This window comes from Agromyces sp. NPDC058110 (genome assembly GCF_042884735.1).
Classification (GTDB): Bacteria; Actinomycetota; Actinomycetes; order Actinomycetales; family Microbacteriaceae; genus Agromyces.
In genome coordinates this window covers 50,490-75,956 of record NZ_JBHVTI010000001.1, presented here as the reverse complement: position 1 = coordinate 75,956, position 25,467 = coordinate 50,490, and the positions used below count along the sequence as shown (strand labels likewise).

Here is a 25,467-nt window from a genome sequence, read left to right as displayed (position 1 = left end):
CCGTTTGGCTGCCGTGGGGAATCGCCCCACGGCCGCTGAGCTCCGAGGGCAAGGACTAGAGTAGTAGACCCGGACGTGTCCCCTACCCGCGCTCGGACGCCCCCCGCTCGACCCCGGTGCCGAAGGAGCTACCGTGATTCAGTTCGATACCCCCGTCCTGGTCCCCGCCGATCCCGAAGCGAATGCGACAGACCTCCTGGTCCAGCGCGTCGCGGCGACCCCGGACTCCGTCCTCTTCAGCCTCCCGACCGCCGACGGCGGTTGGTCGCCCGTGACCACGCGCGAGTTCTACGACCAGGTCATCGCCCTCGCGAAGGGGTTCGTCGCCGCCGGCATCCAGCCCGGTGACAAGGTCGGCCTCATGAGCAAGGTGCGCTACGAGTGGACCCTCATCGACTTCGCGATGTGGTTCGCCGGCGGCATCCTCGTTCCCGTCTACGAGACGAACTCCCCGGCTCAGGTGCGCTGGAGCCTCAGCGACTCCGGCGCCGTCGCCGCGATCCTCGAGACGCCCGACCACTTCACCCGCTTCGACGAGGTCCACCCCGACCTGCCCGACATCCGCAACACGTGGCAGATCGACCTCGGCGACCTCGACAAGCTCGTCGCCGCCGGCGTCGACGTGCCCGACGAGGAGATCGAGCGGCGCCGCAACCTCGCGGTCGGCTCCGACATCGCGACGCTCATCTACACCTCCGGCTCGACCGGCAAGCCCAAGGGCTGCGTGCTGACGCACTCCAACTTCGTCGAACTCTCCCGCAACGCCGGCGTCGCGCTCTCCGACGTCGTCGCCGACCCGAACGGCGCGTCGACGCTGCTGTTCATCACGACCGCGCACGTGTTCGCCCGCTTCATCGCGGTGCTGTGCGTGCACGCCGGCGTGCGCGTCGGCCACCAGGCCGACACGAAGCAGCTCCTGCCCTCGCTCGCGAGCTTCAAGCCGACGTTCCTGCTCGCGGTCCCCCGCGTGTTCGAGAAGGTCTACAACGTCTCCGAGCAGAAGGCCGAGGCCGGCGGCAAGGGCAAGATCTTCCGCGCCGCGGCCGAGACGGCCGTCGCATACTCGACCGCGAAGGAGGCCGGCACCGGCATCCCGCTCGGCCTCAAGCTCAAGTTCAAGCTCTTCGATGCGCTCGTGTTCTCGAAGCTCCGCGAGGCGATGGGCGGCAACGTCAAGTACGCCGTCTCGGGCTCCGCTCCGCTCGGCCCCCGACTCGGGCACTTCTACCACGCGCTCGGCATCACGATCCTCGAGGGCTACGGCCTGACCGAGACCACCGCGCCGGCGACCGTGAACCTCACGACCCGTTCGAAGATCGGCACTGTCGGCCCCGCGCTGCCCGGTGTCTCGATCCGACTGGCCGACGACGGAGAGATCCAGGTCAAGGGCATCGACGTGTTCAAGGAGTACTGGAACAACCCCGAGGCGACCGCCGAGGCGTTCGACGGCGAGTGGTTCAAGACGGGCGACCTCGGCTCGTTCGACGACGAGGGCTTCCTCACGATCACGGGCCGCAAGAAGGAGATCATCGTCACCGCGGGCGGCAAGAACGTCTCCCCCGCGATGCTCGAGGACCCCATCCGCGCGAACCCGCTCATCGGGCAGGTCGTCGTCGTCGGCGACCAGAAGCCGTTCATCTCGGCGCTGATCACGCTCGACCCCGAGATGCTGCCCGTGTGGCTCAACAACAACGGAGAAGACGCCACGATGTCGGTCGAGGAGGCCGCGACGAACCCGGCCGTGCTCGCCGAGGTGCAGCGCGCGATCGATGTGGCGAACGACCACGTGTCGCGCGCCGAGTCGATCCGCAAGTTCGCGATCCTGCCGGGCGAGCTCACCGAGGCGAGCGGTCACCTGACGCCGAAGCTCAGCATCAAGCGCAACGTGATCCTCGAGGACTTCTCGAGCCAGATCGAGGGCATGTACGCCGGCGCCCCCGCGACCGAGGGGCACTCGATCATCCGCTGATCGGGCACGACACGAGAAGGGGCCTCGCGGAGACATCCGCGAGGCCCCTTCTTCGCTTCGAGCGCGCCGGTCGCTCAGAACCAGTCGGACTCGCGCACCGCCCGCATCGCGGCGCGACGCTCGTCTTTCTCGAGGCGATCGAGGTAGAGCAGCCCGTCGAGGTGGTCGCACTCGTGCTGCAGCGCCTGCGCCATGAGCCCCTCGCCCGACAGCTCGATCTCGTGGCCGTCGAGGTCGGTGCCGCGCACCCGGGCGAACGGGTAGCGAGGGGTCTTCTGCCAGAGACCCGGAACCGACAGGCATCCCTCGTCGATGAGCTCGAGATCACCGGATGTCTCGACGACGACGGGATTGATGATGTACCCGACCTCGCCGTCGACGTTGTAGCTGAACACCCGCAGGTTGACCCCGATCTGCGACGCGGCGACACCCGCACGCCCGGGAACCCGGACGCTGTCGAGCAGGTCGGTCACGAGCGAGCGCACGCGATCATCGACCTGTTCGACGGGTGCTGAGACGGTCTTCAATACGGGGTCGCCGAACAGGCGAATGGGTCGTTCCGGCAATGCCGCTCCGTTCAATGGCCGCCGCGGTCGACCGGCAGCCCCTCCACGACGAGCGCGGCGAGCTCGCGTGCGGCGTGGCGCGTGACGGGACGGAGTTCGTCCCAGTGCACCACGGATCCGGCGGCCAGTTGGGGGTCGTACGGGATGCGCACGATCTCGCGGACCCTCGACTGGAAGTGGGCCTCGATCTCGTCGACCTTGACCAGGTGCGTTCCCTGGGTCGCGAGGTTGATCGCGACGATGGCGTTGCGCACGAGTTCGCCGAAGCCGTTCGCCTCGAGCCACGTGAGGGTCTCGGATGCGAGCCTGGCTTCGTCGACGCTGCCGCCCGAGACGATCACGATCGAATCGGCCCGCTGGAGGGTGGCGCGCATGACGGAGTGGACGATGCCGGTGCCGCAGTCGGTGAGCACGAGCGAGTAGTAGCGGGCAGCAAGCCCGGCGACGACGTTGTAGTCGTCGTCGTTGAACGCCTCCGACAGCGTGGGATCCGTGTCGGAGGCGAGGATGTCGAGCCGCGTCTCGTCGCGCGAGACGAACGCCGAGAAATCGGTGTATCCGCCGATCGAGGAGGCGCGGGTCACGACGTCGCGCACGGTCTCGCGGGTCTGGCGGTCGACGCGTTCGGCGAGCGTGCCGCGGTCGGGGTTCGCGTCGATCGCGATGACGCGGTCGTCGCGGGCGTCAGCGAGGGCCATGCCGAGCAGGGCCGTGATCGTCGTCTTGCCGACGCCGCCCTTGCGCGTGAGCACCGGCACGAACCTCGCTCCACCGTCGAATCGGCGCTGGATGCGGGCGCTCAGCTCCTTGTAGGCACGGGCCTTGGCCGAGTCGCCGAGGTTGACGAGGTGCAGCGACGCCTCGTAGATGAAGCGGTTGAACCCGCCGTGGGGCGCTGGCCGTGTCGTGCGGTTGAGGTCGATGAGGCGGTCGGCGGTGAGGGACTCCGAGGTCTCGGGCACTTCGGCCGGCGTCGCGGCGTCTGCCGGCACGTCGACGATGGCGACGTGGCTGCCGGTGTCGGTGCTGACCCGCTCGCGCCGCAGGCGAGAGGCGTCGGCGGCGAGCAGCGCGCCGTAGGGCGAGGGGTCGGCGTGGGCGCCGGAGCGCGCCGCGGCGCCGGCCAGCGCAGGGGTGATCACCTCGACCGAGGTCGTGGTCGGGCCCGCGACGAGGCCGCCGGGGTCGACCGCGACGTCGTCGATGGCCACGGCCACCTCGTCGTCGGGCATGACGGGGCGCGGCGTCGGCGGCAGGTCGACCCTGATGTTCAGGCTGTCGGGAATGGCCGACGCCGCGTGGGCGCCGCCCGCCGCGTCGACGGCCGATCGATCCATCGCCGTCGTGCGACCGCGGTCGCCCCTCGACCCCGCGAGATCTTCTCCCCTGTTGTCAGCCACCGATAACCCCTCCTCAGTGCGAACGTGAGCTCACGTTACCGTGAGCTCACGCTCAGCCTACAGCGGACGGACCACCGCGAGGAGGTCGCCGGCCTCGACCTGCTGGGTCTTCGGGATGGCGACGCGCTCGACCACACCCGCGATCGGCGACGTGATGGCGGCCTCCATCTTCATGGCCTCGATCGACGCGATGCTCTGGCCGACGGCGATCTCGGCGCCCGGCTCGACCTGCAGGGTCACCACGCCGGAGAACGGCGCGGCGATGTGCCCGGGCTGCGACGCGTCGGCCTTCTCGGCCGCACGCGAGTCGACCTCGATGCCGCGATCGCGCACGAAGACGGGCCGGAGTTGGCCGTTCAGGATCGTCATGACCGTGCGCATGCCCTTGTCGTCGGCCTCGCCTATCGCCTCGAGGCCCGCGTAGAGCCGAACGCCGCGGTCGATCTCGACCACGTGCTCGGAGCCCTGGCGGAGCCCGTAGAGGTAGTCGAGCGTGTCGACGGCGGACAGGTCGCCGAAGAGCTCGCGGATCTGCTCGAACTGACGCGTCGGCGCCGGGAAGAGCAGGTTGTTCAGCATCGAGCGGCGCGTGGCGCTGTCGGCGCCGAGCGCCTCGGCCTGCTCGGCGGTGAGCTCGGTGACGCCGATGCGCACGTCGCGGCCCGCGAGCACCTTCGTGCGGAAGGGCTCCGGCCACCCGCCGGGCAGGTCGCCCAGCTCGCCGGCCATGAACCCGATCACGGAGTCGGGCACGTCGTACTTCTCGGGGTTCGCGGCGAAGTCGGCCGGGTCGGCGCGCACCGCGGCGAGGTGGAGCGCGAGGTCGCCGACGACCTTCGACGACGGCGTGACCTTCGGCACGCGGCCGAGGATCTCGTTCGCGGCCGCGTACATGTCCTCGATGAGCTCGAAGTCGTCGGCGAGGCCGAGCGCGATCGCCTGCTGGCGCAGGTTCGAGAGCTGCCCGCCGGGGATTTCGTGGTGGTAGACCCGGCCCGTGGGCCCCGGCAGTCCGGACTCGAACGGCCGGTAGACCCGACGGACGGCCTCCCAGTAGGGCTCGAGGTCGGAGACCGCCTGCAGCGAGATGCCGGTGTCGCGCTCGGTGTGGGCGAGCGCCGCGACCAGCGAGGAGGCCGAGGGCTGGCTCGTCGTGCCGGCCATCGGAGCGCTCGCGACGTCGACCGCGTCGACGCCTGCGCGGCTCGCGGCGAGCAGGGTCGCGAGCTGTCCGCCGGCGGTGTCGTGCGTGTGCAGGTGCACGGGCAGGTCGAAGCGTTCGCGCAGTGCGGTCACGAGCTTCTCGGCCGCGGCCGGGCGCAGCAGGCCCGCCATGTCCTTGATGGCGAGGATGTGGGCGCCGGCGGCGACGATCTCGTCGGCCAGGCCCAGGTAGTAGTCGAGCGTGTACAGGTCTTCTGCGGGGTCGAGCAGGTCGCCCGTGTAGCACATGGCCACCTCGGCGACCGCGGTGCCGGTCGCGAGCACCGACTCGATCGCGGGGCGCATCTGGGCGACGTCGTTCAGCGCGTCGAAGATGCGGAAGATGTCGACGCCGGTCGCGGCGGCCTCGCGGATGAACGCGTCGGTGACCTCGGTGGGGTACGGCGTGTAGCCGACCGTGTTGCGACCGCGCAGCAGCATCTGGATGTTCACGTTCGGCAGCGCCTCACGCAGGGCGGCGAGGCGCTCCCACGGGTCTTCGCCGAGGAAGCGGAGCGCGACGTCGTAGGTCGCCCCGCCCCACGCCTCGACCGAGAGCAGCTCGGGGGTCATGCGTGCGACGTAGGGCGCCACGGCGACGAGGTCCTTCGTGCGCACCCGCGTCGCCAGCAGCGACTGGTGGGCGTCGCGGAAGGTCGTGTCGGTCACGGCGAGCGGCGTCTGCGCGCGCAGTTCGGCCGCGAACCCGACCGGGCCGAGTTCGAGGAGCCGCTGCCGCGAACCCGCCGGGGCCGGGGTCGAGAGGTCGATCGAGGGCAGCTTCTCGGCGGGGCTCACCGTCGTGGGCGCCGGCCCGTTGGGCTGGTTGACCGTCACGTCGGCGAGCCAGTTGAGGATCTTCGTGCCGCGGTCCTTCGACACGCGCCCGCGCAGCAGCTGCGGGCGCTCGTCGATGAACGACGTGCTGAGGTCGCCGGCGAGGAACGCCGGGTCGTCGAGCACGCCCTGCAGGAAGGGGATGTTCGTCGAGACGCCGCGGATGCGGAACTCGGCGAGGGCGCGGCGCGCGCGGGCGACGGCGGCCGGGTAGTCGCGGCCTCGGCACGTGAGCTTCGCCAGCATCGAGTCGAAGTGCGGGCTGATCTGGGCGCCGGGGTTCACGGTGCCGCCGTCGAGGCGGATGCCCGCGCCGCCCGGCGAGCGGTACGTCGTGATCTTGCCCGTGTCGGGGCGGAACCCGGCGGTCGGGTCCTCGGTCGTGATGCGCGACTGGAGCGCGGCGCCGCGGAGTCGGATGTCGCCCTGCTCGAGCCCGAGCTCGGCGAGCGTCTCGCCGGCCGCGATGCGGATCTGCGACTGCACGAGGTCGACGTCGGTGACCTCCTCGGTCACGGTGTGCTCGACCTGGATGCGCGGGTTCATCTCGATGAAGACGTGCTGGCCGGCGCGCTCGCCCGCGGTGTCGAGCAGGAACTCGACCGTGCCGGCGTTGACGTAGCCGATGGAGCGGGCGAAGGCGATCGCGTCGCGGTAGAGCGACTGGCGGACGTCGTCGGAGAGGTTCGGCGCCGGCGCGATCTCGATGACCTTCTGGTGGCGGCGCTGCACCGAGCAGTCGCGCTCGAACAGGTGCACGGTCTCGCCCGAGGCGTCCGCCAGCACCTGGACCTCGATGTGGCGGGGACGGAGCACCGCCTGCTCGAGGAACATCGTGGAGTCGCCGAACGCGCTGTCGGCCTCGCGCATGGCCTCTTCGAGCGCAGCCCGGAGGTCGTCCTTCGCGTTGACCCGGCGCATGCCGCGTCCGCCGCCGCCTGCGACGGCCTTGGCGAAGATCGGGAAGCCGATCTCGTCGGACTGGGCGATGAGCGCCTCGATGTCGCGCGACGGCGGAGTGGACTTCAGCACGGGCACGCCGGCGGCGATCGCGTGCTCCTTCGCCGTGACCTTGTTGCCGGCCATCTCGAGGACCTGCTTCGGCGGCCCGATGAAGGTGATGCCCGCCTCGGCCGCGGCCTGGGCGAGCTCGGGGTTCTCGGACAGGAACCCGTAGCCGGGGTAGATCGCGTCGGCGCCGGACTCGCGGGCCACGCGGATGATCTCGGAGACGTCGAGGTAGGCGCGCACCGGGTGGCCGGGCTCGCCGATCTGGTAGGCCTCGTCGGCCTTCAGCCGATGGAGGGAGTTGCGGTCCTCGAACGGGTACACCGCCACCGTCTTCGCACCGAGTTCGACGGCGGCCCGGAACGCCCGAATGGCGATCTCTCCGCGGTTGGCTACCAGGATCTTCGAGAACATGCAGGCCTTTCGGTGGGGGGTTTCCGCACAGCGAACGTTTAGGTTTCGCGCAAGCAATAGAGGTAGCGTATCTGTTCGTGCACGTACTCAGCGTCAGTTCCCTCAAGGGCGGTGTCGGCAAGACGACCGTCACCCTCGGACTGGCGTCGGCGGCGTTCGCCCGCGGCGTCCGGACCCTCGTCGTCGACCTCGATCCGCAGTCCGACGTGTCGACCGGCATGGACATCCAGGTCGCCGGACACCTCAACGTCGCCGACGTGCTCGCGTCTCCGAAGGAGAAGATCGTCCGCTCGGCGATCGCCCCGAGCGGGTGGGCGCGGTCGAACCCGCAGTCCACGATCGACGTCATGATCGGCAGCCCGTCGGCCATCAACTTCGACGGGCCGCACCCCTCGATCCGCGACATCTGGAAGCTCGAAGAGGCCCTCGCGAACGTCGAGTCCGACTACGAGCTCGTGCTCATCGACTGCGCGCCCTCGCTGAACGCGCTCACGCGCACCGCCTGGGCGGCGAGCGACCGCGTCGCCGTCGTCACCGAGCCCGGCCTCTTCTCCGTGGCCGCCGCCGACCGCGCCCTTCGCGCGATCGAGGAGATCCGCCGCGGCCTCTCCCCCAGGCTCCAGCCGCTCGGCATCATCGTGAACCGCGCTCGCGTGCAGTCGCTCGAGCACCAGTTCCGCATCAAGGAGCTGCGCGACATGTTCGGACCGCTCGTGCTCTCGCCGCAGCTGCCCGAGCGCACGTCGCTGCAGCAGGCGCAGGGCGCTGCGAAGCCCCTGCACATGTGGCCCGGCGAGTCGGCTGAAGAGATGTCGGCCAACTTCGACCAGTTGCTCGAGCGCGTGCTGCGCACGGCCCGCATCGGCGAGTTCGCGTCGGCACCGCCCTACGAGCTCGAGTCGCCGAGCCTCTGAGCCGCACGCGCGGCGAAGCGACCGTCGACCTGCCGAGGCGAGCCTCAGCAGACCGGCCGACGCCCGACGGCCGTCAGGAGATGCGACGGGACTTCGCGCCGCGGCGGGCGGCGAGCTCGTCCATGGCGTCGACGGGCTGCGTGTCGAGTTCGACGAGCGAGTTCTCGACCTCGCGGAGCACCTTGCCCACCGCGATGCCGAAGACGCCCTGACCGCGGTTGACGAGGTCGATCACCTCATCGTCGGACGTGCAGAGGTAGACGCTCGCGCCGTCGCTCATGAGCGTCGTCTGCGCCAGGTCTTCGACGCCGGATTCGCGCAGCTGCGTCACGGCGGTGCGGATCTGCTGCAGCGAGATGCCGGTGTCGAGCAGTCGCTTGACCAGCTTCAGCACGAGGATGTCGCGGAATCCGTAGAGTCGCTGCGATCCGGAGCCGGCAGCTCCCCGCACGGTTGGCTCGACGAGCTGCGTGCGAGCCCAGTAGTCGAGCTGGCGGTAGCTGATGCCCGCCGCACCGGCAGCGACCGCACCGCGGTAGCCGGTGCCGTCTTCGTGCTCGGGCATGCCGTCGGTGAACAGCAGGCCGAGGTCGTATCGATCGCGCGCGCTCCGGTCGAGCTCACTCATGCGATCCCCTCACTCTCGGCCTCTTCACCCTGACGGGCATCGTCCACGCTATCGAGCGGAGCGGGTGCGACCAAACACATCCGGCCGAACGTCTCGGCGTGTCGCGATCGTGCACAGGCGACGCACAGCGGGCGTTCAGCGTGCGAGTCGCGCGAGCGCCGCGCGCACGACCTCGGCGCGCACGACCTCGAGTCGGGCGGCGAGCTCGGCGGCGTGCTCGGAGACGCGCGCTTTGCCCGCGGCATCCGTTCGCCTCGACGGCGCGAGCGCGCGCTCGATGAGGGCGGCGTCGCGCTCGGCCGCGGCCCGGAACGCGCGCAGGTGCCGCGGCTCGATGCCGACCTCGCGAAGGGCGACGAGGGATTCGAGCACACCCAGGTCTTCGGCGTCGTACGGCTCGGACGCCGTCATGAGCGAGGCGGAGACCGCCTCGTCGATCAGGCCCCTCGGCGCCTTCGCCGTCGCCACGAGCTCGTCGCGCGAGTACCGCCTCGCGCCGAGGAAGCCGCTCGCGTCGGTGGCGCCCGGCAGGGCGGGCGTCTCGCCGGCGTCGACCGACTCGAGGTGGGCCCTGATGACCTTGAGCGGCAGGTAGTGGTCTCGCTGCATCGACAGCACGAGCGTGAGCCGTTCGACGTCGCCCGTCGAGAACTTGCGGTATCCGGCGGCGGTGCGCGCCGGGGAGACCAGTCGCTGCTCTTCGAGGAACCGCAGCTTGGAGGGCGTGAGGTCGGGGAACTCGGGCTGCAGGCGCGCGAGAACCTGACCGATGCCGAGCAGGGGGGCCGAGCCGCTCGCGTGCGTGGAGGCGGCGTGGCCCGACACTAGCTGCTCGCCAGCGGTGCCAGGTCGCGACGCGATGCGTAGAACGTGAGCCGGAACTTGCCGATCTGCACCTCGGCTCCGTCGCTCAGGAGCGCGGTCTCGATGCGCACGCCGTCGAAGTACGTGCCGTTCAGCGACGAGAGGTCTTTCACCTCGAACGCCGTGCGGTGCCGGAGGAACTCGGCGTGCCGGCGCGAGACCGTGACGTCGTCGAGAAAGATGTCGGCGTCGGGGTGACGGCCGACCGTGGTGACGTCGGTGTCGAGCAGGAACCGCGCCCCGCTGTTCGGCCCTCGGCGGACCACGAGCAGTGCGGAACCGGACGGCAGTGCCGCGATCGCCTCCTGCTCCTCGGCCGTGATGTCGGAATCGACGATCGACAGCTGCGCAGCGGCTTCACGGCTGAAGCCGATCGTCGTTCCCGCCGTGTTGCTGTCGCCGAACTCGCCGCTCGACGTGCTGCGGTCGCCCTCAGCGCCGCCAGCCTGTGAAAAATCGGTATCCGCCACGCTAGCCTCCCTGCTCAAGCGTATCGGATCGAGCCTCATCCGCCACCCGCGGAATGCGGATGACCCGCGCGGTCTCGATCGCGTAGATCACGCCGGCCCACCAGTAGAGGAAGGCGCCCCAGATCGTGATGGCCCAGCCGATGGGAGCGCTCACCGGTTCGACGGCCGGGAAGGCGAGTCCGAGCATGATCACGGGCAGCCCGAAGAAGAGCGCGAACGTCGCGACCTTGCCGAGCTGATGCACGGGCAGCGGGCCGTATCCGTGGTTCGCGAGCACGACCCCCAGGATGAGCAGGAACACGTCGCGCGCGACGATGACGATGACGATCCACCAGGGCACGAGCGCGTTCGCGGCGAGCCCGACGAGGGCGGCGAAGATGTAGAGCCGGTCGGCGGCCGGGTCGAGCAGCTGCCCGAGTCGGGTGATCTGGTTCAGGCGCCTCGCGAGGAATCCGTCGAGCAGGTCGGTGAGGCTCGCGGCGACGAGCACCACCAGCGCGGTGACGTACTCGCCGACCACGACGGCCCAGAGGAAGAGCGGCACGAGCAGGAGTCGGAGCATGCTGAGGACGTTCGGAATCGTCCATACCTGCGTTCCGACCGCCCCCGCGCTCCGCCCAGCCACAGGCCGATCCTATCGAGCCGTAGAATCCAGCCATGACTGCCCTCGCCGTGTGTCTGGCCCTCTGCGCCCTGATCACCGCCGCCACGTGGATCCTGTCGCTCGTGACGAACGAGCACTCGTGGGTCGACCGCATCTGGTCCATCGCGCCGGTGGCATACGTCTGGGTCTTCGCGGTCGACGGCGGACTCGATCCCCGGCTCGTGCTCATGGCCGTGCTCGTGACCGCCTGGGGCGCCCGCCTGACGTTCAACTTCGCCCGCAAGGGCGGCTACCGACCCGGCGGCGAGGACTACCGGTGGGCGATCCTGCGGGGGCGGATGCCGCGGCTCGGCTTCGAGGCCTTCAACCTGTTCTTCATCTCGATCTACCAGAACGCGCTGATCCTGCTCATCACGCTCCCGGCGTTGACGGCCTCCGATTCGGCGAGCATGCCCCTCGGAGCATGGGACGCGCTGCTCGCCGTGGCCTTCGTCGCCTTCCTCATCGGCGAGACGGTCGCCGACGAGCAGCAGTGGCGGTTCCATCAGTGGAAGGCGGCCGAGCGCGCCGCCGGGCGCACGCCCACCCCGGGCTTCATGCAGTCGGGCCTGTTCGCCGTGTCGAGGCATCCGAACTTCTTCTTCGAGCAGGCCCAGTGGTGGGTGTTCTACGGCTTCGCGATCGCGGCGACCGGCGTCTGGCTGCACTGGACGGTCGCCGGCGCGCTGCTGCTCACGGTGCTGTTCATCGGGTCGACGGTGTTCACGGAGTCGATCTCCCGCGGCCGGTATGCCGAATACGACGCGTACCGTGCGCGGGTCTCGCCGATCGTGCCGTGGTTCCCGAAGCCGGTTCGCGAGGGCGCCGCGGTCGCGACGGATCGGTAGCGGCGTCAGAGGCGGGCGCGGAGCCCCGGCCAGGCCTCGGCGAACCGCGGATGCAGCGGCAGCGCGTCGACCTCGTCGATGGGCGTCCAGGCGATCGTGATCGACTCGGGGTCGCCGATGACGGGCTCGAACCGGCGCTCGGCGTCGGCGACGACGGTCGTGTACGACCAGTACCCGAGGTCGAGCACGCTCGAGAACCGCACCTCGAGCGCATCGGCCGGGACTCCGGCCTCCTCGCCCGCCTCGCGGAACGCGGCCTCGCGCGCGCTCTCGTGCTCGTGACGGGCTCCCCCGGGCATGCCCCAGGTTCCGCCGAAGTGGCTCCACTCGGCGCGGTGCTGCAGCAGCACCTCCCGCCCGGGGCTCACGACCAGGAGCCCGGCGGCGCCGAAGCGCCCCCAGTACCTGGTGCCGTCGGGGCCCTCGACCCAGCCGTCCCCGCTCGCTCCGCTCATGCCTTCAAGCATGGCCCACGGCGCGACCTGCCGCGTGCTGCGTGACGCCCGGTGGCAGGGCCGATCGGGTCGCGCCGGCTCAGCGGGCGGCCTCAGGCTCGATCGGCGGGGCGATGGCGGCGGCGAGTTCGTCGAGGAACCGGATGAGCACCCGCTGCTCGCGCGGGTCGAAGGACTCCGCGACGCGCCGCATGCGATCGTGCATCTCGCCGAGGGTGCGGCGCAGCCTCACGTGCGCCTCCGGCAGCGTGCGCAGCAGGAGCACCCGCCGGTCGGTGGGATGCGGTTCGCGCACGAGATCCCCGCTCGCGATGAGCCTCGCCACGATCTTCACGGTGGCGGCGGTCGTGACGCCCAGCTCGCGGGCGAGGCCGGCGCTCGTCGGGCTGCGGTCGGCGCGCTCCTCGGCGACGATCCAGCGCAGTGCCGCGGCATCCGTGTCGCCCATGTCCATGTCGACGCGCAGGCGCCGACGCATCTCGGCCTCAGCGGCGCGGTGGCGGCGCACGGCCTCGAGGAGCGCCACCGTGCGGTCGTCGTCGTCGCCGTCGTACCAGTAGCGCTCGGGAGTCGAACTTTCGATTGTTCCGTCGGGCACCCTGCAATGGTAACGTCAGATTCACTAACCGAGTTAGTGATTAATGGCCGCGACTCCCGGGAGGCCCGATGACCACCGCGATCGACCTGATCGACGACCACGTCGTCCTGCTCGACGACCACGGCACGCCGATCGGCACGGCGCCGAAGACCGCGGCCCACGGGCCCGACACGGCCCTGCACCTCGCCTTCTCGTGCCACGTGCTGAACACCGACGGCGAGGTGCTCGTCACCCGTCGTGCGCTCACGAAGCAGGCCTGGCCCGGCGTGTGGACGAACTCGTTCTGCGGTCACCCCCGCCCCTCCGAGCCGCTCACGGCCGCCGTGCGGCGCCGGGCGGACTTCGAGCTCGGGCTCGAACCCGTCGCGCTCGAGCTCGCGCTGCCGACGTTCCGGTACCGTGCCGTCGACGCCGACGGCACGGTCGAGAACGAGATCTGCCCGGTCTACCTCGCGACCGTCGACGGCGAGCCCGACCCCAACCCCCGCGAGGTCGCCGAGTACCGTTGGGTGCGGCCCGGCGACCTCAGACTGGCGATCGCCGCCGCGCCCTGGGCGTTCAGTCCGTGGCTCACCCTGCAGGTCGGCCTGCTGGAGCTCTACCGTGACTGACGTCGTCGACACCGGCATCGAGCACGAGCTCGGCGCCCTGTTCGCCGACGCCCGTCGGCGGGCCGGCGATCTCGACCCGCACTACGGGGCGCTCTGGAACTCCCTCGCGAGGCAGAGCTCGGGCGGCAAGCGCATCCGCCCGCAGCTCGTGCGCCTCGCGTACGAGGGCCTCGGCGGCACCGACACGGCCCTGGTCACCCGGGTCGCCGTCGCGTTCGAACTGCTGCACACCGCGTTCCTGATCCACGACGACGTCATCGACCGCGACACCGTGCGCCGCGGCGACCCGAACATCGCCGCGCGATTCGCCGCCCGCGCGCTCCGCAACGGCACCGACGAGCGCACGAGCGCCGTCTGGGGCGAGACCGCCGCCGTGCTGGCGGGCGACCTCGCACTGAGCCTCGCCCACCGCGAGATCGCCCTGCTCCCGGTCGAGCCCCGCCGCCGCGAACGGCTGCTCGACATCCTCGACCGCGCCGTGTTCGTGTCGGCCGCGGGCGAGCTGGCCGACGTCGTGAACGCCGGAGCGACCGAGCCGACGACCATGCCGAGGGTGCTCGCCACGCTCGAGCAGAAGACGGCGGTCTACTCGTTCGAGTGCCCGCTCGCCGCGGGCGCCGTGCTCGCGGGGGCCGACGAATCCTCGATCGCCGCGCTCGAGCGCTTCGGACGCCTCATCGGCATCGCGTTCCAGATCACCGACGACGTGCTCGGCGTCTTCGGCGACCCCGCCGTCACCGGCAAGTCCGCGGCATCCGACCTGCGCGAGGGCAAGCGCACGGCCCTCATCGCGCACGCCGCGACGACCGCCGAATGGCCGCGGATCGCCGCCGGACTCGGCGACCCGACGCTCGACGACGCCGAGGCCGACGAGCTCCGCGAGGCGCTGCGGGCGTGCGGGGCGCTCGACGCGTCGCTCGCCCTCGCCGACGAGCACGTCACGCTCGCCCGCTACGAACTCGACAACGCCGACCTGCCCGACGAGCTCGCGGCCGGCCTCGGCGCGATCGCACGGCGCGCCGTGGAGCGGGCACGATGAGCCGCGCGACCCGCCTGCCGGGCCGGTCGGTGCTGCTCGCGCGCTACGACGACGCGGCCGCGGCGAGCGCTGCGAAGGTCATCAGCCGCTACTCGACCTCGTTCGGCGCCGCGGCGCGCCTGCTCGATCCGCCGACTCGGCGCGGCATCCGCTCGATCTACGCGCTCGTGCGGGTCGCCGACGAGCTGGTCGATGGCACAGCGGAGGACGCCGGCCTGTCGCGGCCGGAGCTCCGCCGCCTGCTCGACGACCTCGAGGCCGAGACCGAGACGGCCATGTCGCGGGGGTTCTCGACGAACCTGGTGGTGCACGCCTTCGCCGACACGGCGACGGCAGCCGGCATCGACACGAGCCTCACGCGCCCGTTCTTCGCGTCGATGCGGCGCGACCTCGACCCGAGCCCGATCCTGGCCGAGGAGGTGGGCCCGTACATCCACGGGTCGGCCGAGGTCGTCGGGCTCATGTGCCTGGCGGTGTTCCTCGCCGAGGAGGCCGCGGCCAACGGCTCGGCGCCGGCCGACGGGTCGACGGCCGCCGACAGCACGGCGCCCGGCTCCGAGTCGGCGGCCGCCGACCGGCGGAGGCGCCTCGAGGTCGGCGCGACCCACCTCGGCGCGGCGTTCCAGAAGATCAACTTCCTGCGCGACCTCGAGACCGACTGGCGCACCCTGGGCCGCAACTACTTCCCGTGGTGCGACCCCGAGGCCTTCACCGAGGCCGACAAGGCGCGCATCCTCGACGACATCGACCACGACCTCGAATTGGCGGGCCGGTCGATCCCCGAGCTGCCGCGGCGCGCGCGCGGCGCGGTGCTCGCGGCGCACGGGCTCTTCGCCGGGCTCGCGGCGCGGTGCCGGGCGACTCCGGCCGAGCGGCTCATGACGACGCGCATCCGGGTTCCGGATGCCGCGAAGCTCGCCATCGTGGCGAGGTCCATGCTCGCCGCGGCGGGGCAGGGCGGCGGCGCGGCGTGATCGACGGCTCAGAGCGCATCGCCGTCATCGGCGGCGGCATCGCAGGCCTCGCGACCGCGGCCCTGCTCGCGCGCGACGGTCACCGGGTGACCCTCCTCGAAGCCTCGCCGACCGTGGGCGGGCGCGCGGGCACGTGGAGCCGCGACGGGTTCCGCTTCGACACCGGTCCGTCGTGGTACCTCATGCCCGAGGTGTTCGACCACTTCTTCCGCCTCTTCGGCACGAGCGCGGAGCAGGTGCTCGAGCTCGAGCGGCTCGATCCCGGCTACCGCGTGTACGCCGACGGCTACGACGACGCCATCGACATCCGCGCCACGCGGGCCGAGAACGTCGCGCTGTTCGAATCGATCGAGCCGGGCGCCGGTGCGGCGCTCGAGCGCTACCTCGACTCCGCGGCCTCGACGTACGACATCGCGCGCCGCCGGTTCCTCTACACGAACTTCGACGGGCTGCGGGGCATCCTCTCGCCCGAGGTGCTGCGTGGCTCTGCACGGCTCGCCGGGCTGCTGACGACCCCGCTCGACCGGTTCGCGGCGCGCGCCGTGCACGATCGTCGCCTGCGCCAGGTGCTCGGCTACCCGGCCGTGTTCCTCGGCTCGTCGCCGTCGATGACGCCCGCGATGTACCACCTCATGAGCCACATGGACCTCGAGCAGGGCGTGTTCTACCCGCAGGGCGGGTTCTCGGCGCTCATCTCGGCCATCGCCGCCATCGCCGCCGACGCCGGGGTCGAGATCGTCTGCAACGCCAGGGTCGAGCAGATCGAGCTGACGGGCGAGGCCGACGCCATGGTCACGGGGGTGCGGTTCCGCGAGGAGTCGGGGGCCGTTCGTCGCGTGCCGGCCCACCGCGTGGTCTCGGCCGCCGACCTGCACCACACCGAGACCGAGTTGCTGCCGCCGCATGCGCGGACCTACCCCGAGCGGTGGTGGGAGCGCCGCACGTCCGGACCGGGCGCGGTGCTCGCGATGCTCGGCGTGCGCGGCGAGGTGCCGGGTCTCGCGCACCACACCCTCTTCTTCACCGAGGACTGGCGCGAGAACTTCGGCCGCATCTTCGGCGCCGATCCGTCGGTGCCCGACCCCGCGTCGTTCTACGTGTGCATGCCGAGTGCGACGGATGCCTCGGTCGCGCCGCCCGGTGACACGAACCTGTTCGTGCTGGTGCCCGTGCCCGCCGACGTCTCGATCGGCAGGGGCGGCGAGGACGGCCGTGGGGATCGGCTCGTCGAGGCGGCCGCCGATCGGGCGATCGCGCGCATCGCGGATGCCGCGGGCGCACCCGATCTCGCCTCGCGCGTCGTGGTGCGGCGCACCGTCGGCCCCGCCGACTTCGCGACGGATCTCAACTCGTGGCGCGGCGGAGCGCTCGGGCCGGCGCACACGCTCAGGCAGAGCGCGTTCCTGCGCGGCTCGAACCGGTCCCGCCGGGTGGCCGGCCTCCTGTACGCGGGCGGCTCGAGCGTGCCGGGCATCGGACTGCCGATGTGCCTGATCAGCGCCGAGAACGTGGTCAAGCGAGTGCGCGGCGACCGGTCGAGCGGACCTCTGGCCGAGCCGGAGGCGACCGGAGCGAGCGCGCCCCGGCCGGCGCGACTCGCCGGTCGGACGGGAGCCGCGCGATGACCGGGCTGGTGTACCTCGGCGCGCTGCTGGCCTCGATCGGGGCGATGGCGCTCATCGACGCCAGGTGGCGGCTCGCCTTCTGGCGTCATCCGCTCGCCGCGACGGCGGCGGTCGGCACGGGCACCGCGATGCTGCTGCTGTGGGACCTCGTCGGCATCGGCTTCGGCGTGTTCTTCCGCGGCGAGTCGATCTGGGCCACAGGGCTGCTGCTCGCGCCAGAGCTGCCCGTCGAGGAGCCGGTCTTCCTCGCCTTCCTCTGCTACCTGTCGCTCGTCGTCGTGCTCGGGGTCGAGCGCGTGCTCGCGGCCCGCTCGCGCACGGGGGCCGCTGCCGACGCGGTCGGCGACGCGTCGCCCCGCAACGCCGATGCCGCGCCGGAGGTGCGCGCATGACCTACCTGTTCATCTGCGTGCCGTTCCTGGTGGTCGCCCTCATCGCCGCGATCGTCGCGCCCCGACGGATGCCGCGGGCCGAGCGCCCGCGGCGGATCGCGGCCGTGGCGATCGCGGCGGCCGTGCTGCTCGTGCTCACCGCCGTGTTCGACTCCCTCATGATCGCGGCGGGCCTGTTCGGCTACGCCGACGGCACGAGGCTCGGTCCGACGATCGGCCTCGCCCCGATCGAGGACTTCGCGTACCCGCTCGCGGCGGTGCTGCTCGTGCCTGCGGTGTGGACGCTCGCCGTGTCGCGGGAACGCCGATCGGCGCGGGCGCCGCGGGCCGCGTCGGGCCGCAAGGCGGCGTCGTGAGTGCCGCGGCCGGCGCGTCGGCCTCCGGCGCCCCCGCACTCCGCACCCGCGCCGTGCAGGTGCTGCTCTCCTCACGCCCGATCAGCTGGATCAACACCGGGTTCCCGTTCGCCGCCGCCTACCTGCTCACGACGGGCGCGGTCGATGCGACGTTCGTCGCCGGCACCCTCTTCTTCCTCGTGCCCTACAACCTGCTGATGTACGGCGTGAACGACGTGTACGACTACGAGTCCGACCTGCGCAACCCGCGCAAGGGCGGAGCCGAAGGCGCGCTGCTCGACCCGTCGCTGCACCGCACCGTGGTCTGGGCCGGCATCGTGACGGCGACCCCGTGCCTGGTCGTGATGCTGTGGTCGGCCGGCACGGGGCATCCGTGGTCCTGGCCCGTGCTCGCGCTCAGCCTGTTCGCGGTCTTCGCGTACTCGGTGCCCGGCCTGCGCTTCAAGGAGCGACCGGTGCTCGACTCGATCACCTCGAGCTTCCACTTCGTGAGCCCGGCGCTCTACGGCCTCGCGGTCGCCGGCGCGACGCCGACCCCGCAGCTCGCGGCGCTGCTGACCGCGTTCTTCTGCTGGGGCATGGCCAGCCACGCGTTCGGCGCGGTGCAGGACGTCGAGCCCGACCGCGAGGCCGGCATCGCGTCGATCGCGACGGCCCTCGGCGCCAGGGCGACCGTGCGGATCGCACTCGCGCTCTGGGCCTTCGCGGGTGTACTCATGCTCGCCACGTCGTGGCCCGGGCCGCTCGCGAGCCTGCTGGTGCTGCCCTACCTCGTCGTCGTGTGGCCGTTCCGCTCGGTCGACGACGCGCACTCGGGCGAGGCCAACCGCGGCTGGCGCAGGTTCATCGCCCTGAACTACGCCGTCGGGTTCCTCGTGACGATGCTCCTCATCTGGTGGGCCGCCGTGCGCGCGTAGGCTTGCCGCATGCCCACCCCGCCCTCCGACGCCCCCGTGCGCATCGACGCGTGGCTCTGGGCCGTGCGGCAGTACAAGACGCGGTCGGCGGCGACCGCCGCGTGCCGGGCCGGGCATGTGCGCGTGAACGGCGAGCGGGCGAAGGCCGCGCAATCGGTGCGGCCGGGCGACGAGGTGCGCGTCAGGGTCGACGGCTTCGACCGGCAGCTCATCGTGCGCCAGACGCTCGTGAAGCGCGTGTCGGCCACGATCGCGGCGACCGCGGTCGAGGACCGCACTCCCCCGCCGCCGCCGCGCGAGTCGGTCGCGATCCTGCCGGTCCGCGACCGCGGCGCCGGTCGCCCGACGAAGCGCGAGCGCCGCGACCTCGAACGGCTGCGCGGGCGCGATGCCTGAGCGCCGAGGCTCCGACCGGGCGTAGCCTGAACCGATGCAGAAGGAGTTCAGCCACGAGCCCGACGCCGGCCGCTACGTGCTGCGCCTCGGCGACGAGGTCGCGAGCGTGCTCGACTACCGCGTGCTCGGCGACGCGATCGCGATGACGCGCGCGTTCACGAATCCCCGCCATCGCGGATCCGGCCTCGCGGGCGAGCTCGTCGCCTTCGCCGTCGACGACGTCGAGTCGACGACGTCGCGGCACGTGGTGCCGAGCTGCTGGTACGTGGCCGAGTGGTTCGACCGGCATCCGGAGCGAACGGGGCTGCTCCACCCGCGCACCGCCTGAGCCGACGGACAGGCGGCCGGCGGCGCGGTGCGAAGGGCGGTGCGAGGCGCCGAGCCCCGCGAGGGTGACCGCCAGCCCGCACCGCAGGCATGGATCGGGCCGGCCGCCGAAGCGACCGGCCCGGGTCGGCCGATCAGTACCAGTTGACCGACTGGGAGTGCGACCAGGCGCTGCACGGCGAGCCGTACGACCCGGCGATGTAGCCGAGTCCCCACTTGATCTGGGTCGCGGCGTTGGTCTCCCAGTCCGCGCCGGCGGTGGCCATCTTGCTGCCGGGCAGCGACTGCGGGATGCCGGTGGCACCGCTCGAGCCGTTGTAGGCGGTGTACGACCAGCCGGACTCCTTCGCCCAGAGGCTGTCGAGGCACTGGAACTGGTCGTCGCCCCAGCCGTACATCGACGCGGCGAGGGATCGCGCGGTGGCGCGGGCGCCGTCGGGCGTGTTCGCGTTCGCGAGCGCCTGCGCGGCCTCGGCTGCGGCCTGCTCGGCCGCGATGCGCTGCTGCTCGTCGTAGGCCTTCGTCGCGGCGTCGGTCTTCGCGGCCTCGGCCTTGGTCTGCTTGGTGAGGTCGACGAGGTCGGACGTCGGGATGACCTCGTAGTCGCTGAGCGAGGCGACCGAGGCCCGCAGCCCCGAGGCGTCGACCTTGCCGTCGGCGGCGGCGAGCGTCGCATTCGCGAGCGAGAGGGTGTCCTTCGCCTGGGCGGCGGCCTTGGCTGCGGCGATGCCCTTGTAGACGCCCAGGCCGTCGCGGCTGAGGCCGGTCGAGGCGGTGAGCTGCGCGGTCGCGTCGATGCGCTCCTGCGTCTTGACGGCGTCCTGCACGGCGAAGCCGGTGCCGACGACGAGGCCGAGGGCGGCGACGGCACCGACCGCGACGAGACGACGGCGGCCGATGCGGCGCGCGCGGTTGCCGCGGCGGGTGGTGGGTTCGGGGGTGGTATTCGAGCGTTCTGACGTTGAGTTCGTGGTGGTGCGCATGAATCCTGAGCGCTCGGAGATCGGGGGAAACGGGAAGGCGCCCGCCGAGCTCGGGGCACAAGGCACACACTCTGCCGATCGATTCTGGACAGATCCTCACTTCTGCCTGTGCGGGTCATGACCGCACCCGCGCGAGGCCCCGGAATACTGGGGTGATGGCGCAAACCTCCGAATCCCCTGAGTTCCCGGCCGACGGCGCCCGCTGTCCGTGCACGAGCGGCCTCGTGTTCGGCGAGTGCTGCGGTCCGATCGTCGGCGGGATCCGGCCCGCGCCGACCGCCGCGCAACTCATGCGATCGCGGTTCACGGCCTTCGCGATCGGCCTCCCCGCGTACCTCCTCGCGACGTGGCACGCGACCACCAGGCCGAGCGGGCTCGAACTCGACCCCGACCTGCGGTGGTTCCGTCTCGACATCCTGCGCGCTGAACGCGGCGGGCCGCTCGATCGCGACGGCGTGGTGGAGTTCGACGCCGTCTACAAGCACGACGGCGAGCGCGGCGTGCAGCACGAGGTGAGCACGTTCGTGCGCGAATCCGGCCGCTGGTACTACGTCGCCGCGCTCGACTGAACGCTAGGCGTCTTCGGTGCCGCCCTCGTCGAGCCGGTGCCCGTCGAGCGCGAGGTACGCCCGCTCGACGGCACCGGTCAGGCCCGCGACGGGCAGCGGCCAGTCGGCGTGCTCCGCGAGCGCGGACCCGGCCGGCACGCCCTGGGCGTGGGCCGCGGCCAGTCGGTCGGCGATGACCCGCAGCACGCGGGCCTGCTCCGCGACGAACCCGCGGTCGACGACGGCACCGTGCCCGGGCACGACGAGGTCGTCGACGCGCATCTCGGCGACGAGGGCGTCGAGCACCGAGGGCCAGGTGAGCGGATAGCTGCCGGAGCCGTACATGGGCGGCCCCGACTCCTCGACGAGGTCGCCGACGATCCAGACCCGCACGTCGTGCACGAACAGCACGAGGTCGGTGTCGCTGTGCGCGGGCGTCTGCGGCAGCAGCCGCACGGTGCGTCCGCCGAGGTCGAGGTCGACGGGCTCGTCGACCGGATGCGTCGGCGCGACGAGCTGCACGTCGGCCCACGACCGGTCGGGCTCGCGCGACGGGTCGGCACGCCACGCGGCGAGCCTCGGCCCCTCGTAGTGCTCGAAGTGACGGGCGACGGCCGCATGGCCGTGGATCGCGACATCCTCCCCTGCAGCGAGGAACGCCTGGTTGCCGAACGTGTGGTCGAAGTGCGCGTGGGTGTTGACCAGGCCGAGGATCGGCCGGTCGAAGCGGTCGCGCACGGCGGCGAGGATCGCGGCACCCTCGACGGCATCGCCGCCGGAGTCGACCACCAGCACCCCGTCGTCGCCCTCGACGACCACGGTGGAGAGGTCGAACGGGCCGCCGCGGTACTGGTGCACGCCCGGTGCGACCACGGTCCAGCTCGACATGCCCGCAGCTTAGCCGTGCGAGCGCGGCGCCCACGGTCAGGTCAAAGGGAATGCAGAGGTTGGCCTCGTAGCGTGGTGGTCGTGACTGCGATCGAACCCACCGCCGACCGAGACGCCGGCGCGCGAGGCCTCACCGAACGTGCCCAACGCGCGATCGAGGGCATCGACGGCACCACGCTCGAGGAGATGCGTTCGCTGCGCGACGAGACCGAGCGGTTCATGCAGCGCTACAAGTTCGGCATGGACGAGGTCATCACCAAGCTGTCGATCCTGCGCGAGGAGTTCGGGCAGACGCACGCGTACAACCCGATCGAGCACATCTCGAGCCGCCTGAAGAGCCTCGACAGCGTGATCGAGAAGCTCGAGCGCAAGGGCGTCGACCCGACGTTCGACTCCATCCGCGAGACCATCACCGACATCGCCGGGGTCCGCGTGACGTGCAGCTTCGTCTCCGACGTGTACCGGGTCGCCGAGCTGCTCACGGCTCAGGGCGACATCCGCGTGCTGAAGGAGAAGGACTACATCGCCACGCCGAAGGCGAACGGCTACCAGAGCCTGCATCTCGTCGTCGAGGTGCCCGTGTTCCTCTCGACCGGCACGCACCTCGTGCCCGTCGAGGTGCAGGTGCGCACGATCGCGATGGACTTCTGGGCGAGCCTCGAGCACAAGATCTACTACAAGTACGACCGCCAGGTTCCGGCCGCGCTGCTGGAAGACCTGACGGATGCCGCGCACACCGCCTCGGAGCTCGACGCGCGCATGGAGCGGCTGCACCGCGAACTGCACGGCGGCGGTCCCGCCAGGTCGAGCGGGAACCGACCGGTCGCGGTCTGACGCCGCGGGCGCCCCGGCCGCCCGGCAGGTCGTCTCAGTCCGCTACGCCCGGCTCAGCCGTGTCGTCGCGCTTGGCCCGGCTCGGCTGCACTCGGGTCGGCTCGCCCGGCATCTTCGGGAAGTCGGGCGGGAACGCCAGCTCGCCGAGTCCGTCGTCGAGGTCGCGCTGCCACCATTCGAGCAGCGTGTCGATGCGTCCGGGGTGCTCGTGCATGCCCGCCCACGGATCGCCGACCTCGGCCAGGCGCGCGGGCACCGTGCGGATCGTGTGCGCGGCCGGGTCGGTCGTCTCGAGCTCGCTCCACTCGAGCGGGCACGAGACCGGCGCGTGGGCCAGCGGACGCGGGCTGTAGGCGCCCGCCATGGTGCGATCGCGGTTGGCCTGGTTGTAGTCGATGAAGATGCGGTCGCCGCGCTCCTCCTTCCACCAGGCGGTGGTGACGAGGTCGGGCATGCGGCGCTCCAGCTCGCGGCCGAGCGCGATGACCGCGTGCCGCACGTCGAGGAACTCGTGCTCGGGCTCGATGGGCGCGAACACGTGGATGCCGCGGCTCCCGGAGGTCTTGACGAACCCGGTGAGCCCGACCTCCCCGAGCAGGTCGCGCAGGGCGAGCGCGATCGGCACGGCCTCGGAGAACCCGGTGCCTGGCTGGGGATCGAGGTCGATGCGGAGCTGGTCGGGGTTGTCGGTGTCGACCGCGCGCGACGCCCACGGATGGAACACGACGGTGTTCATCTGCGCCGCCCAGACCGCGCCCGCGGGTTCGTCGAGCACGACCTGCGGATGCCGCCGCCCGCTGGGGTAGGTCACCGTCACCGATCGCAGCCACTCGGGCGCGCCTCGCGGCGGGTTCTTCGAGAAGAACTGCTCGCCGTCGATGCCCTCCGGGAACCGTTGGAGCGACACCGGCCGGCCGCCGTTCGCCTCGATGAACGGCCCGCCGACGGCGACGAGGTACTCGGCGAGGTCGAGCTTGGTGATGCCGACGTCGGGCCACAGCACGCGCGACGGCGACGAGACGCGCACCTGACGCTCGCCCTGCGGACCCGGAACGGTGAGCTGTGCGGCTTCGCCTGCCATGCGTGCGACGCTACCCCACGCCCCCGACGGTGCGCGAGGTCGGAGCGGCGGTGCCGGCGTCCGCGCTCGACGCCGCACCTCGTGCGCCGGCCTGCGGCTCGGGGCCGGGTGCGCCGGCCGCATCGCCGTCGTCGCGCCCCACGCGCCGCACGGGCTGCAGGCGGAAGAGCCGCACGACCCGACCCGAATCGCGCTCGTAGCCCCGGTAGCCGGGCCACTGGGCCTCGATGATCGTCCACACGCGCTCGCGCTCGGCGTCGTCGTCGATGAGCGAGGCCCGCACGGCGAGGTCTCGGCCCCGCACGGTGATCGAGGCATCCGGCCGTGCGATCAGGTTGTAGGTCCAGCCCGGGTGATGCTCCATCGCGAACTTCGTTCCCGCGACGATCGCGCGACCGTGGCCGTCGGGCGTGTACATGAGGAAGCTCTCGCGCGGCTCCCCCGACTTCGCCCCGACGGTGTGCAGCACGAGCGAGGGCACGAGCAGGCCGCTCAGCTGGATGCGCCCGCCCGTCACGACGCGCACGAACGCCTCGATCGGCGGCAGCAGCGTCGGCGCGGTCGCCCGGAACACCCGGGTCCTGGTGATCGGTGCGACGACGCCGCGCACGACGCGGAGCACGACCGAAGGCCGGCGCTGCTCCGGGAGGCCGCCGCCGTCGGATCCGCGCCGGCGGCGGACGCGTCGGGTGCGGACGCGCTCCAGCACTCGGTCCTGCTCGCGGCTGAATTCGCGCCGGCGGCGGTCCTCGATGCCGGTGATGATGTACGACGACGCCAGCAGGATCACCTGCGTCGAGAGGTTCAGCCACAGCAGCAGGGCGATCAGCGACCCGAACGAGGCGAGGAGCGGGTTGGCCGTGGCCCCGCCGATGAACAGGCCGGAGAGCTCCTGCAGCACCGTGAGCCCGACCGCGCCGATCATGGCCCCGGTCCAGAGTTCACGCGCTCGGGGGCGCTGGCCCGAGAGCATGAGGAACAGCCCGACGATGGCGAGGGCGTCGATCGCGAAGATGACGACGATCGAGAGCGCGCCGGTGAGGAACGCGTAGCCCTCCTCCCCCGTCGAGACCCCGAGCCAGCCGAACAGCACGTCGAGCGCGGCCGTGCTGAAGACCGTGACGGCCGCGGCCACGGCGAACGCCGCGCCGAAGCCGATGGCGAGCAGGAGGTCGCGCAGCATCACCCAGCCGAAGAACCCCTTCGGGTCGGGTTGGCCGCCGATCGTCCGGATGGCGACCCGCATCGACCCGATGGCCCCGATCGCGGCGGTCACGAGGCCGATGAGCGCGAACGCCCCGGCGATGCTGAGCGTGACGGGCTGCACGAGGTCGTCGGGGTCGATGAGCGCACCCTCGCCGACGAGGCCGGGGATCGCCTGCTCCACGGTCGCGACGAGCGCGTCCATGGCCTCGGGGTTGCCGGCGAGCCAGATGCCGGCGATCGCGAAGCCGAGGAAGACTCCCGCGAAGACCGAGAACAGCGTGCGGTACGTGACGCTGTCGGCGAGCACGGCGCCGTGGTGCCCGAGGTACAGCAGGTACGCGCGCACCGGTTTGCGCGCCATCGCCCAGTCGATCAGTCCGCGCACGCGAGCCGCGAACCCGGTCGTCGCCGGCATCCGTTCCGGCTCGGAGACTCCACCACCCATGGGGTCAGGCTATCGAGGGCGGATGCCG

Annotated in this window: 26 protein-coding genes and 1 pseudogene; 14 read left to right on the top strand and 13 right to left on the bottom strand. The window is 71.7% G+C overall.

Going from position 1 to position 25,467, the window contains the following annotated elements; translation table 11 throughout:
- Window positions 1-133 precede the first annotated feature (133 nt).
- Complete coding sequence (locus tag ACFVS8_RS00400) at window positions 134-1,969, top strand: AMP-dependent synthetase/ligase (RefSeq protein WP_387056623.1); 1,836 nt, start codon at window positions 134-136, stop codon at window positions 1,967-1,969.
- Window positions 1,970-2,043: 74 nt separating this feature from the next.
- Here ACFVS8_RS00400 and def read toward each other — a convergent pair whose 3' ends face one another.
- The 3 genes from def to ACFVS8_RS00385 all read right to left on the bottom strand — a co-directional run bounded on the left by def (window position 2,044) and on the right by ACFVS8_RS00385 (window position 7,397).
- The gene (gene def / locus ACFVS8_RS00395; protein WP_387056622.1) at window positions 2,044-2,535 is read right to left on the bottom strand and encodes a peptide deformylase; all 492 of its coding nucleotides are present in this window, start codon (window positions 2,533-2,535) and stop codon (window positions 2,044-2,046) included.
- A gap of 11 nt (window positions 2,536-2,546) precedes the next feature.
- Complete coding sequence (locus ACFVS8_RS00390; protein WP_387058115.1) at window positions 2,547-3,872, bottom strand: MinD/ParA family protein; 1,326 nt, start codon at window positions 3,870-3,872, stop codon at window positions 2,547-2,549.
- A 120-nt stretch (window positions 3,873-3,992) separates the two neighbouring features.
- Window positions 3,993-7,397, bottom strand: coding sequence for a pyruvate carboxylase (locus ACFVS8_RS00385; RefSeq protein ID WP_387056621.1), 3,405 nt, complete (start codon window positions 7,395-7,397; stop codon window positions 3,993-3,995).
- Window positions 7,398-7,474: 77 nt separating this feature from the next.
- Here ACFVS8_RS00385 and ACFVS8_RS00380 point away from each other — a divergent pair, with 77 nt between their 5' ends.
- The gene (locus ACFVS8_RS00380; RefSeq protein ID WP_387056620.1) at window positions 7,475-8,311 is read left to right on the top strand and encodes a ParA family protein; all 837 of its coding nucleotides are present in this window, start codon (window positions 7,475-7,477) and stop codon (window positions 8,309-8,311) included.
- Between the two features lie 73 nt (window positions 8,312-8,384).
- Here the strand turns inward: ACFVS8_RS00380 and ACFVS8_RS00375 are convergent, their stop codons facing one another.
- From ACFVS8_RS00375 to ACFVS8_RS00360, 4 genes are all read right to left on the bottom strand, one after another.
- Entirely contained in the window at window positions 8,385-8,939 is a 555-nt protein-coding gene (locus ACFVS8_RS00375) for a MerR family transcriptional regulator (RefSeq protein WP_387056619.1), read from the bottom strand.
- A 135-nt stretch (window positions 8,940-9,074) separates the two neighbouring features.
- Window positions 9,075-9,764, bottom strand: coding sequence for a MerR family transcriptional regulator (locus ACFVS8_RS00370; protein ID WP_387056618.1), 690 nt, complete (start codon window positions 9,762-9,764; stop codon window positions 9,075-9,077).
- Window positions 9,764-10,177, bottom strand: a complete 414-nt coding sequence (locus ACFVS8_RS00365; RefSeq protein WP_255368781.1) for an FHA domain-containing protein — start codon at window positions 10,175-10,177, stop codon at window positions 9,764-9,766. Before ACFVS8_RS00365 ends, ACFVS8_RS00370 begins: the two co-directional genes overlap by 1 nt.
- A 97-nt stretch (window positions 10,178-10,274) precedes the next feature.
- Window positions 10,275-10,898 (bottom strand): CDP-alcohol phosphatidyltransferase family protein, encoded by a 624-nt coding sequence (locus ACFVS8_RS00360; protein WP_387056617.1) that lies wholly within the window; start codon window positions 10,896-10,898, stop codon window positions 10,275-10,277.
- Between the two features lie 32 nt (window positions 10,899-10,930).
- Here ACFVS8_RS00360 and ACFVS8_RS00355 point away from each other — a divergent pair, with 32 nt between their 5' ends.
- Complete coding sequence (locus ACFVS8_RS00355; RefSeq protein WP_387056616.1) at window positions 10,931-11,764, top strand: DUF1295 domain-containing protein; 834 nt, start codon at window positions 10,931-10,933, stop codon at window positions 11,762-11,764.
- A gap of 8 nt (window positions 11,765-11,772) precedes the next feature.
- Here ACFVS8_RS00355 and ACFVS8_RS00350 read toward each other — a convergent pair.
- Together ACFVS8_RS00350 and ACFVS8_RS00345 are read right to left on the bottom strand one after the other, a co-directional pair.
- Window positions 11,773-12,231: pseudogene (locus ACFVS8_RS00350) on the bottom strand (NUDIX domain-containing protein); the annotation flags it as partial.
- A gap of 67 nt (window positions 12,232-12,298) precedes the next feature.
- Window positions 12,299-12,817 carry a MarR family winged helix-turn-helix transcriptional regulator gene (locus ACFVS8_RS00345; RefSeq protein ID WP_387056615.1) on the bottom strand — a complete coding sequence of 173 codons (519 nt, stop codon included), beginning with the start codon at window positions 12,815-12,817 and terminating at the stop codon, window positions 12,299-12,301.
- Window positions 12,818-12,885: 68 nt separating this feature from the next.
- On the opposite strand from ACFVS8_RS00345, the gene idi reads away from it, so the two are divergent.
- Genes idi through ACFVS8_RS00300 form a run of 9 tightly spaced genes read left to right on the top strand, consistent with a single transcriptional unit; the run spans window position 12,886 to window position 19,455 of the window.
- Entirely contained in the window at window positions 12,886-13,428 is a 543-nt protein-coding gene (idi, locus tag ACFVS8_RS00340; RefSeq protein ID WP_387056614.1) for an isopentenyl-diphosphate Delta-isomerase, read from the top strand.
- Window positions 13,421-14,467 (top strand): polyprenyl synthetase family protein, encoded by a 1,047-nt coding sequence (locus ACFVS8_RS00335; protein WP_387056613.1) that lies wholly within the window; start codon window positions 13,421-13,423, stop codon window positions 14,465-14,467. Before idi ends, ACFVS8_RS00335 begins: the two co-directional genes overlap by 8 nt.
- Window positions 14,464-15,441 (top strand): phytoene/squalene synthase family protein, encoded by a 978-nt coding sequence (locus ACFVS8_RS00330; RefSeq protein ID WP_387056612.1) that lies wholly within the window; start codon window positions 14,464-14,466, stop codon window positions 15,439-15,441. The genes ACFVS8_RS00335 and ACFVS8_RS00330 overlap by 4 nt, the downstream gene beginning before the upstream one ends.
- Window positions 15,438-17,066, top strand: a complete 1,629-nt coding sequence (gene crtI, locus ACFVS8_RS00325; protein WP_387056611.1) for a phytoene desaturase family protein — start codon at window positions 15,438-15,440, stop codon at window positions 17,064-17,066. Before ACFVS8_RS00330 ends, crtI begins: the two co-directional genes overlap by 4 nt.
- Window positions 17,063-17,458: a lycopene cyclase domain-containing protein gene (locus ACFVS8_RS00320; RefSeq protein ID WP_387056610.1), complete on the top strand. Its 396-nt coding sequence runs from the start codon at window positions 17,063-17,065 to the stop codon at window positions 17,456-17,458. The genes crtI and ACFVS8_RS00320 overlap by 4 nt, the downstream gene beginning before the upstream one ends.
- Window positions 17,455-17,814: a lycopene cyclase domain-containing protein gene (locus ACFVS8_RS00315; RefSeq protein WP_387056609.1), complete on the top strand. Its 360-nt coding sequence runs from the start codon at window positions 17,455-17,457 to the stop codon at window positions 17,812-17,814. The genes ACFVS8_RS00320 and ACFVS8_RS00315 overlap by 4 nt, the downstream gene beginning before the upstream one ends.
- Window positions 17,811-18,731, top strand: coding sequence for a prenyltransferase (locus tag ACFVS8_RS00310; protein ID WP_387056608.1), 921 nt, complete (start codon window positions 17,811-17,813; stop codon window positions 18,729-18,731). Before ACFVS8_RS00315 ends, ACFVS8_RS00310 begins: the two co-directional genes overlap by 4 nt.
- A 9-nt stretch (window positions 18,732-18,740) precedes the next feature.
- On the top strand, window positions 18,741-19,127 hold the full coding sequence (locus ACFVS8_RS00305; RefSeq protein WP_387056607.1) for an RNA-binding S4 domain-containing protein: 387 nt from the start codon (window positions 18,741-18,743) through the stop codon (window positions 19,125-19,127).
- A gap of 34 nt (window positions 19,128-19,161) precedes the next feature.
- Window positions 19,162-19,455 (top strand): GNAT family N-acetyltransferase, encoded by a 294-nt coding sequence (locus ACFVS8_RS00300; protein WP_387056606.1) that lies wholly within the window; start codon window positions 19,162-19,164, stop codon window positions 19,453-19,455.
- A gap of 133 nt (window positions 19,456-19,588) precedes the next feature.
- Here the strand turns inward: ACFVS8_RS00300 and ACFVS8_RS00295 are convergent, their stop codons facing one another.
- Complete coding sequence (locus ACFVS8_RS00295) at window positions 19,589-20,437, bottom strand: hypothetical protein (protein WP_387056605.1); 849 nt, start codon at window positions 20,435-20,437, stop codon at window positions 19,589-19,591.
- A gap of 155 nt (window positions 20,438-20,592) precedes the next feature.
- Here ACFVS8_RS00295 and ACFVS8_RS00290 point away from each other — a divergent pair, with 155 nt between their 5' ends.
- Window positions 20,593-21,006: a YchJ family protein gene (locus ACFVS8_RS00290; RefSeq protein WP_387056604.1), complete on the top strand. Its 414-nt coding sequence runs from the start codon at window positions 20,593-20,595 to the stop codon at window positions 21,004-21,006.
- A 3-nt stretch (window positions 21,007-21,009) separates the two neighbouring features.
- On the opposite strand, the gene ACFVS8_RS00285 is transcribed toward ACFVS8_RS00290, so the two are convergent.
- The gene (locus ACFVS8_RS00285) at window positions 21,010-21,873 is read right to left on the bottom strand and encodes an MBL fold metallo-hydrolase (RefSeq protein WP_387056603.1); all 864 of its coding nucleotides are present in this window, start codon (window positions 21,871-21,873) and stop codon (window positions 21,010-21,012) included.
- 186 nt (window positions 21,874-22,059) lie between these two features.
- Between ACFVS8_RS00285 and ACFVS8_RS00280 the strand changes: the two genes are divergently transcribed.
- Complete coding sequence (locus ACFVS8_RS00280; protein WP_387058112.1) at window positions 22,060-22,707, top strand: GTP pyrophosphokinase family protein; 648 nt, start codon at window positions 22,060-22,062, stop codon at window positions 22,705-22,707.
- Between the two features lie 34 nt (window positions 22,708-22,741).
- On the opposite strand, the gene ligD is transcribed toward ACFVS8_RS00280, so the two are convergent.
- Window positions 22,742-23,788: a non-homologous end-joining DNA ligase gene (gene ligD, locus ACFVS8_RS00275; RefSeq protein WP_387056602.1), complete on the bottom strand. Its 1,047-nt coding sequence runs from the start codon at window positions 23,786-23,788 to the stop codon at window positions 22,742-22,744.
- A 10-nt stretch (window positions 23,789-23,798) separates the two neighbouring features.
- Window positions 23,799-25,439: a YhjD/YihY/BrkB family envelope integrity protein gene (locus ACFVS8_RS00270; protein ID WP_387056601.1), complete on the bottom strand. Its 1,641-nt coding sequence runs from the start codon at window positions 25,437-25,439 to the stop codon at window positions 23,799-23,801.
- Window positions 25,440-25,467 lie beyond the last annotated feature (28 nt).